We start from the raw sequence: 15,358 nt of genomic DNA on the forward strand, positions 1-15,358 counted from the left end.
TTAGTCCAGGTCTTCGGCCAGGATGGCCATCTCGAACATGAACGAGCCGTCCTCGTCCTCGTCCTGGAAGATGACGCCGATGAACTCGCCGGCGACTTCCACCTCGGCCGAGTCCTTCTGCTTGGGGCGCGGCTTCAGCTGGATGTGCGGGTTCCCGAAGGTCCGCTTCAGGTGCTTTTCGATCTTGGCGATGGTGTTGGCGTCCACGGGGGATCCTTGTCTTCAGCTAGAGCGCCCGGGGCGCGTCTCTCGAGGCGAAACTAGCGTCCGCCGCGCGGCTGGCAAGCGCTTCCGGCGGAAGAGGTGTGGACGCCCCCTCGGCGACGAGCCAATCGCGGAACAGAAGCGTCCGCTCCGGAGCGCCTTCGCGCGGCGTCAGGGCGGCGATCCAGGTCTGACCGGGCGCGAAGCCAAGCGGCGCGACGAGGCGGCCGCTGGCGAGGTCTCGCTGCACGAAGGCCCAGGGGCCAATCGCCACGCCTAGGCCCGCCGCGGCGGCCTCCAGCATGTAGAAATAATGGTCGAACTCCTGCTCGCTGGTCGCGGGCGGGAGGTTTTCGGCGCCGATGTCGCGGATCCAGTCGCTCCAGCTCTGGACATAGGTGCGGGTCAGGAGGCGCGGCGCCGCGCAGATCCGGTCGAAATCCGCCACCCCGCCGGCCGCCAGCTCCGGCGACATGACCGGCCCATGATAGTGGCGCATGAACGGGTCGGAGACGGAGTCGGGATAGTCCGGCTCACCGGCGCGTCGGATGCGGATCGCCAGGTCGATCTGGTCCTCGCGAAAGTCGAAGGGGCCGTTCGACTCGGCCACCCGCACCGGGATATCGGGGTGCGCCGCTTGGAAGCGGGGCAGGCGCGGGATCAGCCACTTCATGGCGAAGGTGGGCAGGCAGGAGACCACCAGAGGCCTCGGCCCGGCCTCCGCCGGTCGTGGCACGGCCGCCTCGATCTGGTCGAAGGCCGGTGACAGCGCCTGGGCCAGCTTCAGCCCCGCCTCGGTCATGCGCAGGCGCGTACGGGGCCCCTCGGTCAGGGCGACGCCAAGGTGCTCTTCCAGCTGCCGGATCTGGCGGCTGATCGCGCCATGGGTCACGCACAGCTCGTCGGCCGCTAGCGTCATGCGACCGTGACGTCCGAACGCCTCGAAGGCGCGCAGGGCGTTCAGCGGCGGCAGGTTGCGGCGAGCCATGTGAAAAAACCTCACAGAAGGCTGACGGATAAGTCGTTATCCGGCGACGCGCAATCGCGGGATAAGGCGGACATGCCCCCTGCCCCTCCATCCCGCATCACCCTGCTTCAGGTCCTGGCGCTGCTGGTCATCTGGACAGCGGCGATCCTGGGCCTGGTGAACCGGCCCGATCGCGACGCGCGGGCCATGGCCTCGAAGACGCCGCCCACGGTGTCGTGCGCCAAGGCGTTGCGGGAAAGCTGAGCCCCAGACAGGGTTGAGCCCCGGCGGCGTCTCGCGCGACCGGGGCTCAGGTCCGCCCACTAGGTCGGGGGGGCGTAGGGGGGCGGACGATAGGTAAACGCCGTCCCCCGAACACGGTTCCGCGCTGGCGAGACAAAACCGCCTTCCCGGGCACAAGGCCCAGGAAGGCTGGCTATTTGGCGAGCGATAGCCTGAAAAGCGCTTCTCTAGCGCTTCGGCGCGGTGAGTTTGATCTCGAAGAGTTTCGGCCACAGCTTGCCGGCGACGAACAGGCGGTCGCCCGCGGCGTCGTAGGCGATGCCGTTCAGCACGTCGTCGCGCTGGCCGGTGACCCCGGCTTCCTTCAGCAGGCCGGAGAGCTCGATCCAGCCCAGCACCTTGCCGGTCTTCACGTCGATGCGGGCGATGCGGGTCGTCTGCCAGACATTGGCCAGCAGCTCGCCCTTCACCCATTCGAGCTCATTGAGGTTTCGCACCGGCACGCCGTCGTCGGTGACCTCGATGCGGCCGATTTCCTTGAGCGTCTCGGGATCCAGGAAGCGGATGAACGAGGTGCCGTCGCTCATGATCAGCCGCTTGTCGTCGCGGGTCAGGGCCCAGCCTTCGCCCCGGTAGCTGAACTCGCCGACCTTCTCGAAGCTGTCGATGTCGTAGATGAAGCCGATCTCGTTGGTCCAGGTCAGCTCGTAGAGCCGGTTCTTCCAGTCGACGATCCCTTCGCCGAAATAGCGGCTGTCGATCAGCCGCTCCTGCTCGACCGCGCCGGTCTCGAGGTTCCACTTGCGGATGAACGAGCGGCCGGCCAGCCCCGTGCTCTCGAAGATGAAGCCGTCGCGATAGAACAGGCCCTCGGTGAAGGCGGCCGTGTCGTGAGCATAGCTGCGCACGATCGTGTAGCCACCCACCGGCGCGGGCGCGGCGGAAACGGCGGAGCCGAACGCCAGGGCGGCGCACAGCAGCAGGCCGCCGAGGCTAAGACGCTTGTGACCCAAGGGATGAAACTCAGATCACGTAGTCGCCGGCGGCGTAGACCGTCTCGGCCAGGGTGTGGTCCATGGTCTTGGCCGGCTCTTCGCAGGTCGGGCAATTGACCAGGCGCGCGGGCACGCCGGCGGCGGTGCAATGGGCCGGCACGGGGCGCAGCACCACCGAGCCCGAGGCGATCTTGGCGTAGTCGCCGACGGTGATGTTGCCCAGCACCTTGGCGCCGGCGCCCAGGAGGACGCCCTTGCCGATCTTGGGGTGGCGGTCGCCGCGCTCGGCCCCGGTGCCGCCCAGGGTCACGCCGTGCAGCATCGAGACGTCGTCGCCGACCACCGCGGTCTCGCCGATGACGATGCCGGTGCCGTGGTCGATGAACACGCCCTTGCCGATCTTGGCGGCGGGATTGATGTCGACCTGGAAGACCTCGCTGGCCCGGCTCTGCAGGTAGAAGGCCAGAGTCTCGCGGCCTTCGGTCCACAGCCAGTGCGAGACGCGGTGCGTCTGCAGCGCCAGGAAGCCCTTGAAGAACAGGAACGGCTGGACATAGCCCTTGCAGGCCGGGTCGCGCTCGAACACCGCCTTCAGGTCGGCCTCGGCCGCCTCGACGATCGAGGGGTCGCTCTTGAAGGCGTCGGCGGCGAACTCGCGCGCCGTCATCGCCCGCATCTCCTGGTCGCCCAGCTTGCGCGCCAGCTGGAAGGTCAGGGCGTCGGCCAGGTTGTCATGGCTCAGGATCACCGCGTTGAGCAGCGAGGCCAGGGCCGGCTCGGCCTTGGCGGCGTGTTCGGCTTGGTTGCGCAGGGCGACCCAGACGGGGGTTTCCGTCTCGGGGGTCACCACTTCCAAGTGCTTGGCCATCGGGCTCTCCCTCCCCAGCAGGCTGGGCGCGTGCAGCATCTATAGACCAAATGCTCCACAAAACCCGAACGGAACGTTCGGGCGCGCCCCGCTCAGATCAGGGCAAAAGCGCCGGCGTCAAGGTCTCGATGAAGAAAGACACGATGTCGCCGGTCCGTTCCAAGGGGTTCAGCCCCTCCTCGCCGCCGGCCAGCATGGCGGAAAGCGTGCTGCTGGACTCGGCTTCCGGTCCGGTCGGAACGACGTCCGAGATCACCCCGCACTGGATCGCGCGCATCTTGCGGCCCGACGAATTGATCTGCGACGCCGCGTAGAGGTGAGCGCAGTCCAGGTTGACGATGTCGCAGCCGTCCAGCCGGTAGGCGTCCAGCATCGGATCGTACTCGCGATAGATCGCATCGCCCGTGGCCACGCGGACGGGCTTCAGCGGCGCCGGACCGGGCCAGAGCTTCAACGCGGCGTCGATCAGCCTCTGGTCGGCGCGCAGGATGCGAGCGCCGGTGTAGTGCGGCGTGGTGCCGTCGGCCGCCAGGGTGTCCTCGGCGAGATAAAAGTCGCCCATCGCGATGTCGCCGGTCCCCAGCCCGCCGGCCAAGCCATAGGCCAGCACCAGCTCGATCCCGTAATAGGCCAGCTCCTCGGCCGTCGAGCTCGACACCGGGCCGCCATAGACGTGGGCCAGCGACAGGAACTGGCGCTCGCCGTGGGTCAGAATCCGTACGCTGTCGGGCGACAGGTGGATGAAGTGCTGCCCCTCCACGCGCTGCGGATCATAGCGATCCAGGGCCGAGGGCGGCGGACAGTAGCCGACCAGGGCGACCTTCACGTCGCCGAAGACGTCGGGCGGAAACCGGCGGCCGACCAGGCTCTGCGGCGTGAGGTGGGGCGATAGCGTCATGACTGTCCTTCCGGTCCGGCGGCGACTCCGTGCGAGGGCCGCTTCTGGACCGGAACGCGTCCGCGCGACACGATCAGGATCAATTCGCCAAGCGCCGGCGCGCTAAAGCATTCGCGTCGCCAGTTCGGCGGGCAGTTCGCCCCGGACCGCCATCAGATGCGTCCGCAAAAGCAGCGCCACGGTGATGGCGTCGGGCATATGACCGGCGACCGCCGCGTCCAAGGCTTCGCGGAACGGCACGCGGACCACGGCCAGGTCCTCGGTCTCGTCCGGCGCGGTCTCGGTCGGAGATAAGTCCATGGCCAGAAAGCCGTAGGCGATCTCGTCGGTGACCGAGTTGGAAAGCTCCATGCGCAGGATCGGCCGCCAGTCGGCCGCCTGCAGACCTACCTCCTCGGCCAGTTCGCGCTTGGCGCCGTCCAGCGGGTCCTCGCCGTGCGGCGCGCCGCCTTCGGGCAGCTCCCAGCTGTAGTTGGCCAGCGAGAAGCGGTTCTGGCCGACCAAGGTCACCGTGCCGTCCTCGTGTAGCGGCACGATGCCGATCGCCTGGTTCTTGAAGCCGATCTTGCCGTACAGCGCCGGCCGCCCGGTCGGCGCGATCGCCTGGTATTCGGTAACCGTGATCCACGGGTTGTCATAGACGACCTGGCTGGACGACACGCCCCAAGGCTTTCCGTGCGGCTTCAGCCAGGCGGGCTTGTCGGACATGGACGCTCCAGATTTTTCGCGGCCTCCGGTTCCATCGGGGCCGCGCGAGGCCTAACTGAACGGGCTTACAACGCCGCAACGCCCATGAGGAGGCCGCCTTGGCCGGTTCCGTCCCCCCTGCTCCCGAATTTGGCGAAACCCTGCCGGTTGAGGCGTCGCCCGAGACCATCGCCTTCCTGGCGCGGCGTCGCTCGGCCAGCGCCATGGCCTTGACCGCGCCGGGACCGGACAAGGCGCAGTTGGCCGATCTCTTGCGTCTGGCCGTGCGCGTGCCCGACCACGGCAAGCTGGCGCCCTGGCGCTTCATCGTGCTGCAAGGCGAGGCCAAGGCCGTCTTCGCCGAGCGCATCACCGCCCTCGCCCCTAGCCAAGCCAACCCGACCAAGGCGACGGCCGCCCTGCGCAAATTGACCAACCCGCCGGTCTGCGTCGCGGTGATCTCGCGCCACCTGCCCGGTGAAATCCCGGAATGGGAGCAGCGCCAGAGCGCCGCCGCCGTGTGCCATCAGCTGCTGCTGGCGGCCTCGGCCCAGGGCTGGGGGGCCAACTGGATCACCGACTGGTACAGCTACGATCCGCGCGCGCTGGACATCCTGGGCTGCGGCCCGGACGAGAAGGTCGCGGGTTACCTCTATATCGGCGCGACCACCGAGCAGCCGCAGGAGCGTCAGCGCCCCGACGCGACGGCCCTGACCAGTTACTGGAGCCCGAACTAGCCTCCAGGCGTTGAAGCGCTGGCACGGAAGGAAAGCCCATGGCGCGACGTAAGGATCCCTGGACGACCCTGGCCTTCGACAGCTGGGCGTTGGGGATGGAGGCGTCGGCCGTGATCGGCCTGCGCATGATGAAGCTGGCCGCTGGCGGCGCGGCGGCCCAGGCCGAGGCCCAGTTGATGGTCAGCGAGAAACTGGCCGCCGGCCTGGCGCTGCAGACGATGGCCGCCACGGGGAAGCTCGGCGCGAGCGGACCGGCGATCGCGTCCGGCTCCCTGGCCCACCTGCGCCGCAAGGTGCGGGCCAACCGGCGCAGGCTGTCGAAGGCCTAGGACGGATCGATATCCACTCAGGGATCAAGTTCCCGCCTTCCTGGGCCCCGTGCCCAGGACCCATCGTTCCGCCGCTGTTGAACGCGACTGAAGACCTGGGTCTCTCCGCGCCAGCTATCCTCAGCATCCAAGCCCGCCGCCGACATGGGTCCTGGGCACAGGGCCCAGGAAGGCGAATTCTTGCTTCAAAGGCGGGTTGGTTAGCTAAGCTCTAGCTCAACCCCGACCGCGATAGGGCGCGACGCCCTGATCCGGGACCCACAGGCCTTCGGGCGCGGGACCGGTCTGCCAGAACACGTCGATCGGGATGCCGCCGCGCGGATACCAGTAGCCGCCGATGCGCAGCCAGCGGGGCTGGGCGATCTCGACGATCTTGCGCGCCACCTTGACCGTGCAGTCCTCGTGGAACGAGCCGTGGTTGCGGAAGCTGGTCAGATAGAGCTTCAGCGACTTGCTCTCGATCAGCCAGTCGCCCGGGGCGTAGTCGATCACGAGATGCGCGAAGTCGGGCTGGCCGGTGACCGGGCACAGCGACGTGAACTCCGGCGCGACGAAGCGGGCCAGGTAGAGCACGTCGCTCTGCGGGTTGGGCACGCGCTCGAGGACGGCGGCTTCGGGGCTGTCGGGCGCATCGACGACGCGGCCCAGCTGGGTGACGTTGAGATCGGTCATCGGCGCGATTTAGGCCTCCCCCCTTCTCAAGACAAGACTGGGGCCCGGAGACAAGCCACGCGCGCCTCGCTACAAATCTCCCAAACAAGTGTTCGGGAGAGATGCGATGCTGGGACGGGACTTCGAAGGCTTCACCGTGGTGATCACCGGAGCCTCCACGGGCCTGGGCCGGGCGATCGCGGTCGAGACCGCGCGGCGCGGCGCCGGCCTCGTGGTCGTCAACTACGCCCGTAGCGCCGAGGAGGCCGAGGAGACCGCGCGCCTCGTCGAGGCCGAAGGGGCAAAGGCGACCCTGGTCCAGGGCGACGTCGCCAAGGACGAGGATTGCCGGAAGATCGCCGAGGCGGCCGCCTCGACGGGCCGCATCGACGCCCTGTTCAACAACGCCGGGGTGACCAAGTTCGCGCCGAACCACGCCGATCTCGACGCGGTCAACGCCGAGGACTTCCTGCGACTCTATTCGGTCAATGTGGTCGGCGCCTTCCAGATGGTCCGCGCGGCCCGCTCGCTGCTGGAGGCCGCGCCCGCGCCGGGCGCCGTCGTCAACACCGCCTCGATCGCGGGCGTCGTCGGCAATGGCTCGTCGGTGCCCTACGCGGCGTCCAAGGGCGCGATGACGACCATGACCCTGTCCTTGGCCCGCGCCCTGGCCCCCCGCATCCGCGTCAACGCCATCTGCCCCGGCTTCATCGATACGCCCTGGTTCGGCAAGGCCATGGACGCCGAACGGGTCGATCGCCTGCGGGCCGGAGCCGCCGCGGCCACGCCGCTGAAGGTCGCCTCAACCGCCGAGGACGTGGCCGGCGCGGCTATCTTCCTAGCCTCACCCGCCTCGCGCCACGTCACGGGAGAGACCCTGCTGGTCGACGCCGGCCTGCACCTGGGCGGCGCCAGCCTGGGGATGCGATAAGCGACTCATGTTCGAGGAACGGCGCCCACGCCACACGACAAGCGCGATTCGCCCTTCCGTCGCCTGTTGGGTATCGGCGTACGTTCTGAAGCAAAATCGTCACACTGCGCCCAAACTTTAGGCGGCAGGCGCCCTTCTCACTGGCGCTTCGCTCGCCTCGATTGCAACTAAAGGCGCCTGCACCGCTAATCAGCGGGGGACGCACATGCGCTCGCAGGCGCGTCGGGGTCTCGGGAACCAACCCGGGAGACGACACACAGAAGGGGATAACACAATGAAAGCCATGAAGATTGCGCTGGCCGCCGCCGCCGCCACGGTCGCCCTGAGCGGCGCCGCGATGGCCGATGAGCTGAAGCTCTCGTACAATATCGGCGTGACCAGCGACTACGTTTTCCGCGGCGTCAGCCAGACCCAGGAAGACCCGGCGGTTCAAGGCGGCGTCGACGCCACCTACGGCATCGGCTACGCGGGCGTGTGGGCTTCGAACGTCGACTTCGGGACGAACGATCCCAGCGCTGAAATCGACTTCTACGCTGGCGTTCGCCCGACCGTGGGCGACACCTCGCTTGACCTTGGCGTGCTGTACTACAGCTACACCAAGGACAAGGGCGCGCCGGGCGCCTACAGCTACTTCGAAGTGAAAGCCGCCGCCTCGCGCTCGATCGGCCCGGCCACCGTCGGCCTCGCCGCCTATTACTCGCCGGAATACTCGACCGACCTTGGGAAGGCTCTGTACTACGAAGTCAATGGCGCGATCCCGGTCATGGACAAGCTGACCGTCAGCGCCGCCCTGGGTCACCAAGAGTTCGACAAGTCGACGGGCGACTACGCGACCTGGAACATCGGCGCCACCTACGCGGTGACCGATAAGCTCGGCCTGGACCTGCGTTATCACGACACCGACGAACACGGTCTGGGCAAGATCTACGGCAGCCGCTTTGTGGTCAGCCTGAAGGCCGCCTTCTAAGGCTGGTCTTCCAAGGGTGGACAAAGGAAGCCGCCTCGGTTCGCCGGGGCGGCTTTTCTTTTAGGGCTAGGCCGTCGGCGCCTTGGGCGGGCGCATCACCAGAACCGCCAGGAAGACCACCGCGGTCACCGCCGCGAACAGCTGGAAAGTCGGCGCGAAGCCGCCCAGTCGGTCGCGCATCGCCCCGGCCACGAAAGGTCCGGCCGCCGAGACCGCGCCGACGAGGCAGGTCAGCGAGAAGAGCTCCAGATTGTTCTGGCGACCGTAATAGTTCAGCAGCAGCACCGTGACGGTCAGGACGGTCAGGCCAAAGCCCACGCCCGTGCCGATCGCGTAGACCAGCATCAGGGTGGGGCTCGCGGCCTTGGCCAGGGCCAAGAGGCCGACGACCAGCATCCCCTGGGCGAAGACCAGCAGCCATCGCGGATCGACCCGGTCGCCCAGCGCCCCGCCGCCCAGCCGCGCCAGGGTCTGCATCAGCGACTCCAGGCTCAGCATCTTGGCCGCCACGGCGCCCGCCGCGACAGCGCCCACGCCGGCGGCGACGCCCAGCTCCGTCAGGTGGGTGACAGAGACGCTGGCCACCGTCACCCCGACCAGCAGGTGGCTGAAATAGGCCGCCACGAGCACGTAGAACTGCGGGGTCCGCAGCGCCTGGGCGACGGTCCACTCATAGGAAGTCCGGTAGACGCGGGCGGTGGCGGGCGCCTCGCGGGCCTCCTGCTCGACCTCGAGATCAACCTCGTGCGCCGCCGCCGCCAGCCACTTGGAGCCGCCGACCATCAGGGCGCAGACCAGACCGACCGCCGCCGCGAGCGCCGCCTGAACGACCCAATAGAGCCGCCAGTCGCCGCCGCTGTCGGCCATCAGGGTCAGGGCCATCCACGGCCCGGCCGCCCCGCCCAGCGAGCCGAAGGTGAAATAGATCCCGAACGGCAGGGCGCGCTTCTTGAACAACGACGACAGCACGTGCGTGCCCGGGATCAGCGCCGCCATCTGGAAGCCGACGCCGCACGCCGCCGCGCCGGCATAGTAGCTGAGCAGGCTCTCGGCGTTGGCGATCCCGATGAAGCCGCCCGCCAGCACGACGGCGCCCGCGAGCAGCGTTCCGCGCACGCCGAACCGCCGGATCAGTATGGCTGGCAGCCAGGATGAGGCGCCGGTGAAGACGCCCAGCACCGAAAAGCCCAGGAACGCCTTCTCGAAGCTCCACTTCAGTTCGCCGATCATCGCCGGCAGGACCACGCCCAGCGAGCCGTAGGTCGAGGCGGTGATCAGGAACAGCAGCAGGCTGAACGCCGCCAGCAGAAGCCACGGGCGGAAGCGGTCTTCGGTTTGGGTCATCGAAATCTCCTCCTCACCCGTGAAACGGGGGAGGTGGCGCGATGCGGTTACGCATCGTGACGGAGGGGGCGTCCAGCGGCGACAGCGCCTCCTCCGTCGCGTCGCTTTGCGCCGCGCCACCTTCCCCGCACGCTTCGCTACAGGTGAGGATGAGGTTGTCAGGTCGCATCAGAACGTCCGCTTCAGGGTGGCCCGCCACTCCCGCCCCTTGCCGGGCAGGGCCCCAAGGTTGGCGTAGGTGTCGGCGTCGGGTGTCACATAGAACTTGTCGAACAGGTTATCGACATTGACCGACAGAGTGTAAGGCCCGCGCGCGACGAACGCCGACGCGTTGACCAGCGCATAGCTCGGATAATGCACCGCGTTCTGGACCGTGCCGGCGGTGCGGCCGACATGGCTGACGCCCAGGGTCGCCCCCGCCTGCCCCCAGTCATAGCCCTTGCTGGTGTAGGTCCCGTAGAGGCTGAGCACCGATTTTGGAGTCAGGGTGTAGGCGTAGTCGCCGCTTCGTCCCGGCAGGCTGGCGAAGCTCCAGACCACGTACGAGCCGCCATAGCCCTGCGCGCCGGACACGCCCGCCGTGTAGGCCGGGATGTACTGGAACGATGTGTCAGGCCCCCGCACCGTCGTGCGCTGGTTGTTGCCGGCGAAGGTGAAGGACAGGCGCTCGGACGCCAGCCAGCGGACCTCCAGCTCGACGCCCTTGGAGCGCAGGCCTTGGACGGTCGGCGGCGAGATCGCGCCGGCGATCTGGGTGCGCGTCTGGCGATAGGCGGCCAACGAACCGATCAGCGTCCCGCGCAGCAGTTGGAACTTCACGCCCGCCTCGGAGAGGTCCGAGCTCGACAGCCACGAGCCGTCGGCGACCAGGCCCGGCGCGATGTCGCCCGCCTGGCTCATCTCCAGCGCCGAGGCCTTGGCGTAGCTGGCGTAGGGCATCAGGCCGACCGGCAGCTTGTAGGTCAGGCTGGCGCTCCAGGTCGCCTTGTTGCGGTCCGCCGCCTGCCGGCCCGCGACCGTGTAGCTGAGGAAGCCCGTGTCCTCGCTCTCGACCTTGTAGTGGTCCCAGCGACCGCCCAGCACCAGGTTCCAACGCCCGGCGACGATGTCGGAGGTGATGAAGGCGCCCGTCTCCTTCCAGGTCGAGCGGTTGTCGTTCTCCCAGCGCACGCCGCCGGGCTCGTCGTCAAACGGGCTGTCGATCGTGTCGGTGGCGGTCGCGCCGAAGCTGATGTCGCGACGGTCCAGGGCGATCAGGCCGCTGTTGTAGCTCTCTCGCCGACGCCCCTCGAACCAGCGATGCGATACGCCCATCAGCGTCCGCGCGCGCATCGGCCCGATCTCCGTCGGGAAGGCGTAGGTCAGGCGCACCTCGCTGACCTTGGCGTCGATCGCCGAGGGATAGCCGTAGGAGACGAAGCGCTTGTTGTCCTGGCGATCGTGGAACAGCTGCAGCGTCAGCGACCGCGCGCCGCCCAGGTCCTTGGCGAGGTCGAAATAGAGGGTCTGGGTGTTGGTCTTCGAGAAGTCCGCCGGGCTGATATAGACCGTCCGCCGGTCCAGCTTGGTCGTCCCGACGCCGACATCCAGCGTGTGGACCGCGTCCGTGGTCGGATAGCCATAGTAGGGCAGATAGAGCGCGCTGGCGTAGGGATAGGCGCCGATCTCGTTCGGCGTGATCTTGCCGTCGCCGTTGGCGTCCTTCAGCGTCGTGTCGCGCCCGGTGACATAGGTCCGGTGGTCGATCAGGTCCTGGGTCAGGCGGTTCCAGCCAGGCGTCTGTACGTCGCCGTCGCTGTGGAAGACCATGCCGCCGAAGGCCGTGCTCCAGCCGTTTCCGAGGTCGAAGTCGGCGGACGCCTCCAGCGTCTGGTGACGCGGATAGATTCCTCGGTAGTAGCTGTGGCTGTCCTCGGCCTCGCCATAGACCCAGACGCCGCCCTCGGCTCGCCCCAGGGTGAGCGGCGCGCCGAACTGGCCGGTCACCAGCTTCCTGTTGTAGCTGCCGAAGGTCACCGTCACCTCGCCCTCTGGCTCGGCCAGGAAGCGGCCTTCGTCGCGCGCAGACTTCGGGATGAAGTTGACCAGCCCGCCGACCTTGCCCGCGCCGTAGACCGGCGTCGGCGGGCCGCGCAGGATCTCCAGCCGCGCCGCGCCGCCGATCGGCGTGGAATAGGTCCCGCGGTTTTCCACCCGCTTGAAGCCGCGGAAGTAGTTCTCGGCCAGCGCCCCGCGGATGTTCAGCGAGCCGGGCACGCCGTAGAAGCTGGCGGTGTGGGTTCCGGGGGCGACCTTGGTGGCGCCGTCCAGCGACTGGACGCCGTAGCGCTCCAGCGTCAGGTCGCTGACCAGGCTGGCCGAGCGCGGCGTCTCGATTAGCGGCTTGTCGATCCCGAACACCGTGTGGCTGGGCGCCTTCTCCAGCAGGCCCGCCTTGTCTCGCGCCACGATCACCACCGCATCGACCTGGTCAGCCACCTGGGTCTCGGCGCGCGCGCTGGCGGCGGACAGGGCCAGCAGGCTGACAGACAGCATCAACAGTCGAGACGGCATCGGCTCTCACCTCGTCGCCGGGGCGGAAAGCTCGGCGGTCACGCGCCGTTATCTGGGGATCGCTTGATCTTCGTCAAAATGCCTTCTGACATTTTAGAGGAGATTATAGAGCGACTGTGGCCGAGAGGTCTCAGGTCACGCTGGGGAAGTCGCGACGCAAGCGCGCATCACTAAACTGGCCGCGCTTCAGGCGCGTATCAGCCCCTTAGGCCCGCCCTTGCGCCTCGGGCTGGACGTCCAGGATCCGCAGCATCGCGCGGCGCGAGGCCTCGACGTCGCCACCGGCGATCACGCGCGCGACCTCGCGGTGCTCCTCGATCTCGTCGATGAGTTCCTGCTCGCTGGCGCCGTTGAAGGAGAACACCCAGAACCGCGCGGCCTTGTGCTGCAGCGGAATGAGAATGCGGGCCAAGGCGAGGTTGCCCGAGGCGCGCGCGACGGCGGCGTGGAAGCGCAGATCCATAGCCACCAGGGCCGGCAAGTCGCAGATCCGAGCGGCCTCCTCCCCGCCCGCGAAGATGTCGAACATCGCCTGGGCCTCGGCCTTGGAAGCGTTGCGGGCGGCCAGGGCCGCGCAATGCGGCTCGATCAGCACGCGGGCCTCGAGGCCCTGGCGCAGTTCGACGAGGTCCAGCGGCGCGACGGTGGTGCCCGATCGGGCCCGGCGCATGACCAGGCCTTCCAGCGCGAGGCGGCCGAGCGCGTCGCGCACACCGGCAAGGCCGGTCTCATAGCGGGCGGCCAGCGACTGTTCGTCCAGGCGCGAACCGGCCTTCAGCTCGCCCAGGATCAGGTCGAGCAGGATCCGCTCATAGACCTTGGTCTTCTGCAGCTCGGGCGCCCAGTCGTCGAGCCCCGAGGAATTGGCGACATCCAGCACCAGCCGACGGCCAGCGGGCGATTTCAGCGTAGGCGAGGCCATGGAGGCTCCGAGGCATGCGAGCGCTGATAGGTACGGTGAAATGTTAGAGGTGACTAGACACTAGATCCTCCCCCGCGAGGCGGGGGAGGTGGCCCAAAGGGTCGGAGGGGGCCAGCTGGACATGAGCCCGTTAGCCCCCTCAGTCACTCCGTGACAGCTCCGTCGCATCGCGGGGGAGCAGCTTCGTCGTCTCCCCTAAAACGCCGGGACCACCGCGCCCGAGTACTTCTTCTCGATGAACGCCTTCACCTCGGGCGAGGTCAGGGCCGCGGCCAGCTTCTTGACCCGCGGGTCGTCCTTGTTGTCCGGACGGCCGACCAGGTAGTTCACGTACGGACTAGTCTTGTCCTCGATGATCAGGGCGTCCTTGCTGGGGTTCAGCTTGGCGTCGAGGGCGTAGTTGGTGTTGATCACCGCCAGGTCGACCTGGTTCAGCACGCGCGGCAGCGACGGGGCCTCCAGCTCCTTGAACTTCAGACCCTTGGGGTTGCTGGTGATGTCCTTCAGGTTCGACAGGGCGTTCGTCGGGTCCTTGAGGCCGATGACGCCGTTCTTGGCCAGCAGGATCAGGGCCCGCCCCTCGGTGCTGGCGTCGTTCGGAATGGCGATCGTCGCGCCGGTCGGCACCTCGGCGATCGACTTCCACTTGGCCGAATAGGTCCCGATGGGCTCGACATGGACGCCCTGGATCGGGATCAGGTTCGTGCCCTTGTCGCGATTGAAGGTCTCCAGATACGGCAGGGTCTCGAAATAGCTGACGTCGATCCGCTTCTCGGCCACCTGAACGTTGGGTTGGACGTAGTCGTTGAAGACCTTGATCTCGAGATTCAGCCCCTCGGCCGCCAGCTTCGGCTTGATGAATTCCAGCACCTCAGCGTGCGGGATCGCGGTGGCGGCCACGGTCAGGGTGTTGGGGTCGCTGGCCTTGGGCGTCTTCGGACCGCAGGCGGCGAGCGTAATGGCGGCGAGACCGAGGACGAGAACAGCGCGGCGGGCGACCATGAACGGCTCCATAAGACCATCGAACGGGTAGGCTTTTGCCCTGATACGACGATCGGAGGAAATCAGATTTCCTGGCAGGTCCGCCAGCCCGCGCTCAGTCGATATCGTTCGCGGCTTCCGGCTCCGGCGCGCCGTGGATGATCCAGCTGGCGACGAAGTCGGGCTTATCGCCGGAGAGGCTGATCACGCCGGGCTCGGCCGCCTTGATCGCCGAGGTCTGCGGCGGCAGCGTGTAGGTGTCGCCGTCATGCTCGCCTAGCAGGTCCAGGGTGATCCCCTCCCCCTCGTCGGCGTCGATGACCACGCCGAAGAACTGCTGGCGCTCCAGGACCTCGCCGTCGTCGTCGAGGAAGGTCAGGTTCATCAGCAGGGTCTTGCCGATCAGGGCCTCGGCGAAGGCGGGGTCCCAGTGGGTTTCAGCTTGGTTGGTATTCTCGGTCATGACGCGTTCTTGGCCGCAATCCTCCTCACCCGCAAGGCGGGGAGGTGGCGCGCCGCGAATACGCGGCGTGACGGAGGGGGCGCTTTCCGCCGATTTACGCCCCCTCCGTCGGCTACGCCGACACCTCCCCCGTTGCACGGGGGAGGAGGATCATTTGTGCGAGACGCGGCGCACCACCGCGTCGCCGACCATCTGCAGAACCTGGACCAGCACCAGCATCAGCACGACGGTCACGATCATCACGTCGGTCTGGAAGCGCTGGTAGCCGAAGCGCACGGCCAGATCCCCCAGACCGCCCGCGCCGACCACGCCGGCCATGGCGGTGTAGCCGACCAGGGCGATGGCGGTGACGGTCGCCGCCGCGATCAGGCCCGGCAGCGCCTCGGGCAGCAGCGCGCCCAGCACCACCTGTCGCCGCTTGGCGCCCATGGCGAAGCTGGCCTCGACCACGCCCTTGTCGACTTCGCGCAAGGCGGTCTCGACCAGGCGGGCGAAGAAGGGCGCGGCGCCGGCGACCAGCGGCGGGATCGCGCCGGCGACGCCCAGCGACGTGCCGACCAGGGCCACGGTCAGCGGGATCATCACGATCAGCAGGATCACGAACGGCACCGAGCGCAG

Annotated in this window: 18 protein-coding genes; 5 read left to right on the forward strand and 13 right to left on the reverse strand. The window is 67.9% G+C overall.

The genetic code is table 11. From position 1 onward, the window contains the following. Positions 1-207: a DUF3126 family protein gene (locus Q0379_RS20365; protein ID WP_013078225.1), complete on the reverse strand. Its 207-nt coding sequence runs from the start codon at positions 205-207 to the stop codon at positions 1-3. Between the two features lie 19 nt (positions 208-226). Then, the gene (locus Q0379_RS20370; RefSeq protein ID WP_299016026.1) at positions 227-1,192 is read right to left on the reverse strand and encodes a LysR substrate-binding domain-containing protein; all 966 of its coding nucleotides are present in this window, start codon (positions 1,190-1,192) and stop codon (positions 227-229) included. Positions 1,193-1,264: 72 nt separating this feature from the next. On the opposite strand from Q0379_RS20370, the gene Q0379_RS20375 reads away from it, so the two are divergent. After that, the gene (locus Q0379_RS20375; RefSeq protein WP_299016029.1) at positions 1,265-1,435 is read left to right on the forward strand and encodes a hypothetical protein; all 171 of its coding nucleotides are present in this window, start codon (positions 1,265-1,267) and stop codon (positions 1,433-1,435) included. Positions 1,436-1,641: 206 nt separating this feature from the next. Here the strand turns inward: Q0379_RS20375 and Q0379_RS20380 are convergent, their stop codons facing one another. The 4 genes from Q0379_RS20380 to Q0379_RS20395 form a co-directional block, all read right to left on the reverse strand. Then, positions 1,642-2,427 (reverse strand): glutaminyl-peptide cyclotransferase, encoded by a 786-nt coding sequence (locus Q0379_RS20380; RefSeq protein ID WP_299016032.1) that lies wholly within the window; start codon positions 2,425-2,427, stop codon positions 1,642-1,644. Positions 2,428-2,437: 10 nt separating this feature from the next. Continuing rightward, positions 2,438-3,277 carry a serine O-acetyltransferase gene (gene cysE, locus Q0379_RS20385; protein WP_299016035.1) on the reverse strand — a complete coding sequence of 280 codons (840 nt, stop codon included), beginning with the start codon at positions 3,275-3,277 and terminating at the stop codon, positions 2,438-2,440. Positions 3,278-3,374: 97 nt separating this feature from the next. Beyond that, a complete protein-coding gene (locus Q0379_RS20390; protein WP_299016038.1) occupies positions 3,375-4,175 on the reverse strand; it encodes a hypothetical protein in 801 nt (266 codons plus the stop codon). A gap of 102 nt (positions 4,176-4,277) precedes the next feature. Next, the gene (locus tag Q0379_RS20395; protein ID WP_299016041.1) at positions 4,278-4,883 is read right to left on the reverse strand and encodes an NUDIX hydrolase; all 606 of its coding nucleotides are present in this window, start codon (positions 4,881-4,883) and stop codon (positions 4,278-4,280) included. A 98-nt stretch (positions 4,884-4,981) separates the two neighbouring features. On the opposite strand from Q0379_RS20395, the gene Q0379_RS20400 reads away from it, so the two are divergent. Then, complete coding sequence (locus Q0379_RS20400; RefSeq protein WP_299016044.1) at positions 4,982-5,599, forward strand: nitroreductase; 618 nt, start codon at positions 4,982-4,984, stop codon at positions 5,597-5,599. A 38-nt stretch (positions 5,600-5,637) separates the two neighbouring features. Beyond that, positions 5,638-5,928, forward strand: a complete 291-nt coding sequence (locus Q0379_RS20405) for a hypothetical protein (protein WP_299016047.1) — start codon at positions 5,638-5,640, stop codon at positions 5,926-5,928. Positions 5,929-6,144: 216 nt separating this feature from the next. Here Q0379_RS20405 and queF read toward each other — a convergent pair whose 3' ends face one another. Beyond that, positions 6,145-6,600 carry a preQ(1) synthase gene (gene queF / locus Q0379_RS20410; RefSeq protein ID WP_066685985.1) on the reverse strand — a complete coding sequence of 152 codons (456 nt, stop codon included), beginning with the start codon at positions 6,598-6,600 and terminating at the stop codon, positions 6,145-6,147. A gap of 88 nt (positions 6,601-6,688) precedes the next feature. Between queF and Q0379_RS20415 the strand changes: the two genes are divergently transcribed. Then, positions 6,689-7,510, forward strand: coding sequence for an SDR family NAD(P)-dependent oxidoreductase (locus Q0379_RS20415; protein WP_299016059.1), 822 nt, complete (start codon positions 6,689-6,691; stop codon positions 7,508-7,510). Positions 7,511-7,784: 274 nt separating this feature from the next. Next, on the forward strand, positions 7,785-8,477 hold the full coding sequence (locus Q0379_RS20420) for a TorF family putative porin (protein WP_299016061.1): 693 nt from the start codon (positions 7,785-7,787) through the stop codon (positions 8,475-8,477). A 66-nt stretch (positions 8,478-8,543) separates the two neighbouring features. Here Q0379_RS20420 and Q0379_RS20425 read toward each other — a convergent pair whose 3' ends face one another. The 6 genes from Q0379_RS20425 to Q0379_RS20450 form a co-directional block, all read right to left on the reverse strand. Further along, on the reverse strand, positions 8,544-9,821 hold the full coding sequence (locus Q0379_RS20425; RefSeq protein ID WP_299016064.1) for an MFS transporter: 1,278 nt from the start codon (positions 9,819-9,821) through the stop codon (positions 8,544-8,546). Between the two features lie 168 nt (positions 9,822-9,989). Then, positions 9,990-12,374 (reverse strand): TonB-dependent receptor, encoded by a 2,385-nt coding sequence (locus Q0379_RS20430; protein ID WP_299016066.1) that lies wholly within the window; start codon positions 12,372-12,374, stop codon positions 9,990-9,992. A gap of 205 nt (positions 12,375-12,579) precedes the next feature. Continuing rightward, complete coding sequence (locus Q0379_RS20435; protein WP_299016068.1) at positions 12,580-13,296, reverse strand: GntR family transcriptional regulator; 717 nt, start codon at positions 13,294-13,296, stop codon at positions 12,580-12,582. A gap of 195 nt (positions 13,297-13,491) precedes the next feature. Beyond that, the gene (locus tag Q0379_RS20440; protein ID WP_299016071.1) at positions 13,492-14,310 is read right to left on the reverse strand and encodes a MetQ/NlpA family ABC transporter substrate-binding protein; all 819 of its coding nucleotides are present in this window, start codon (positions 14,308-14,310) and stop codon (positions 13,492-13,494) included. A gap of 82 nt (positions 14,311-14,392) precedes the next feature. Beyond that, positions 14,393-14,740 (reverse strand): hypothetical protein, encoded by a 348-nt coding sequence (locus Q0379_RS20445; protein WP_299016074.1) that lies wholly within the window; start codon positions 14,738-14,740, stop codon positions 14,393-14,395. A 150-nt stretch (positions 14,741-14,890) separates the two neighbouring features. After that, on the reverse strand, positions 14,891-15,358 hold a 468-nt coding region (locus Q0379_RS20450), incomplete at its 5' end, for an ABC transporter permease subunit (RefSeq protein WP_299016077.1).

The organism is uncultured Caulobacter sp., from assembly GCF_937900395.1.
Lineage (GTDB): Bacteria > Pseudomonadota > Alphaproteobacteria > Caulobacterales > Caulobacteraceae > Caulobacter.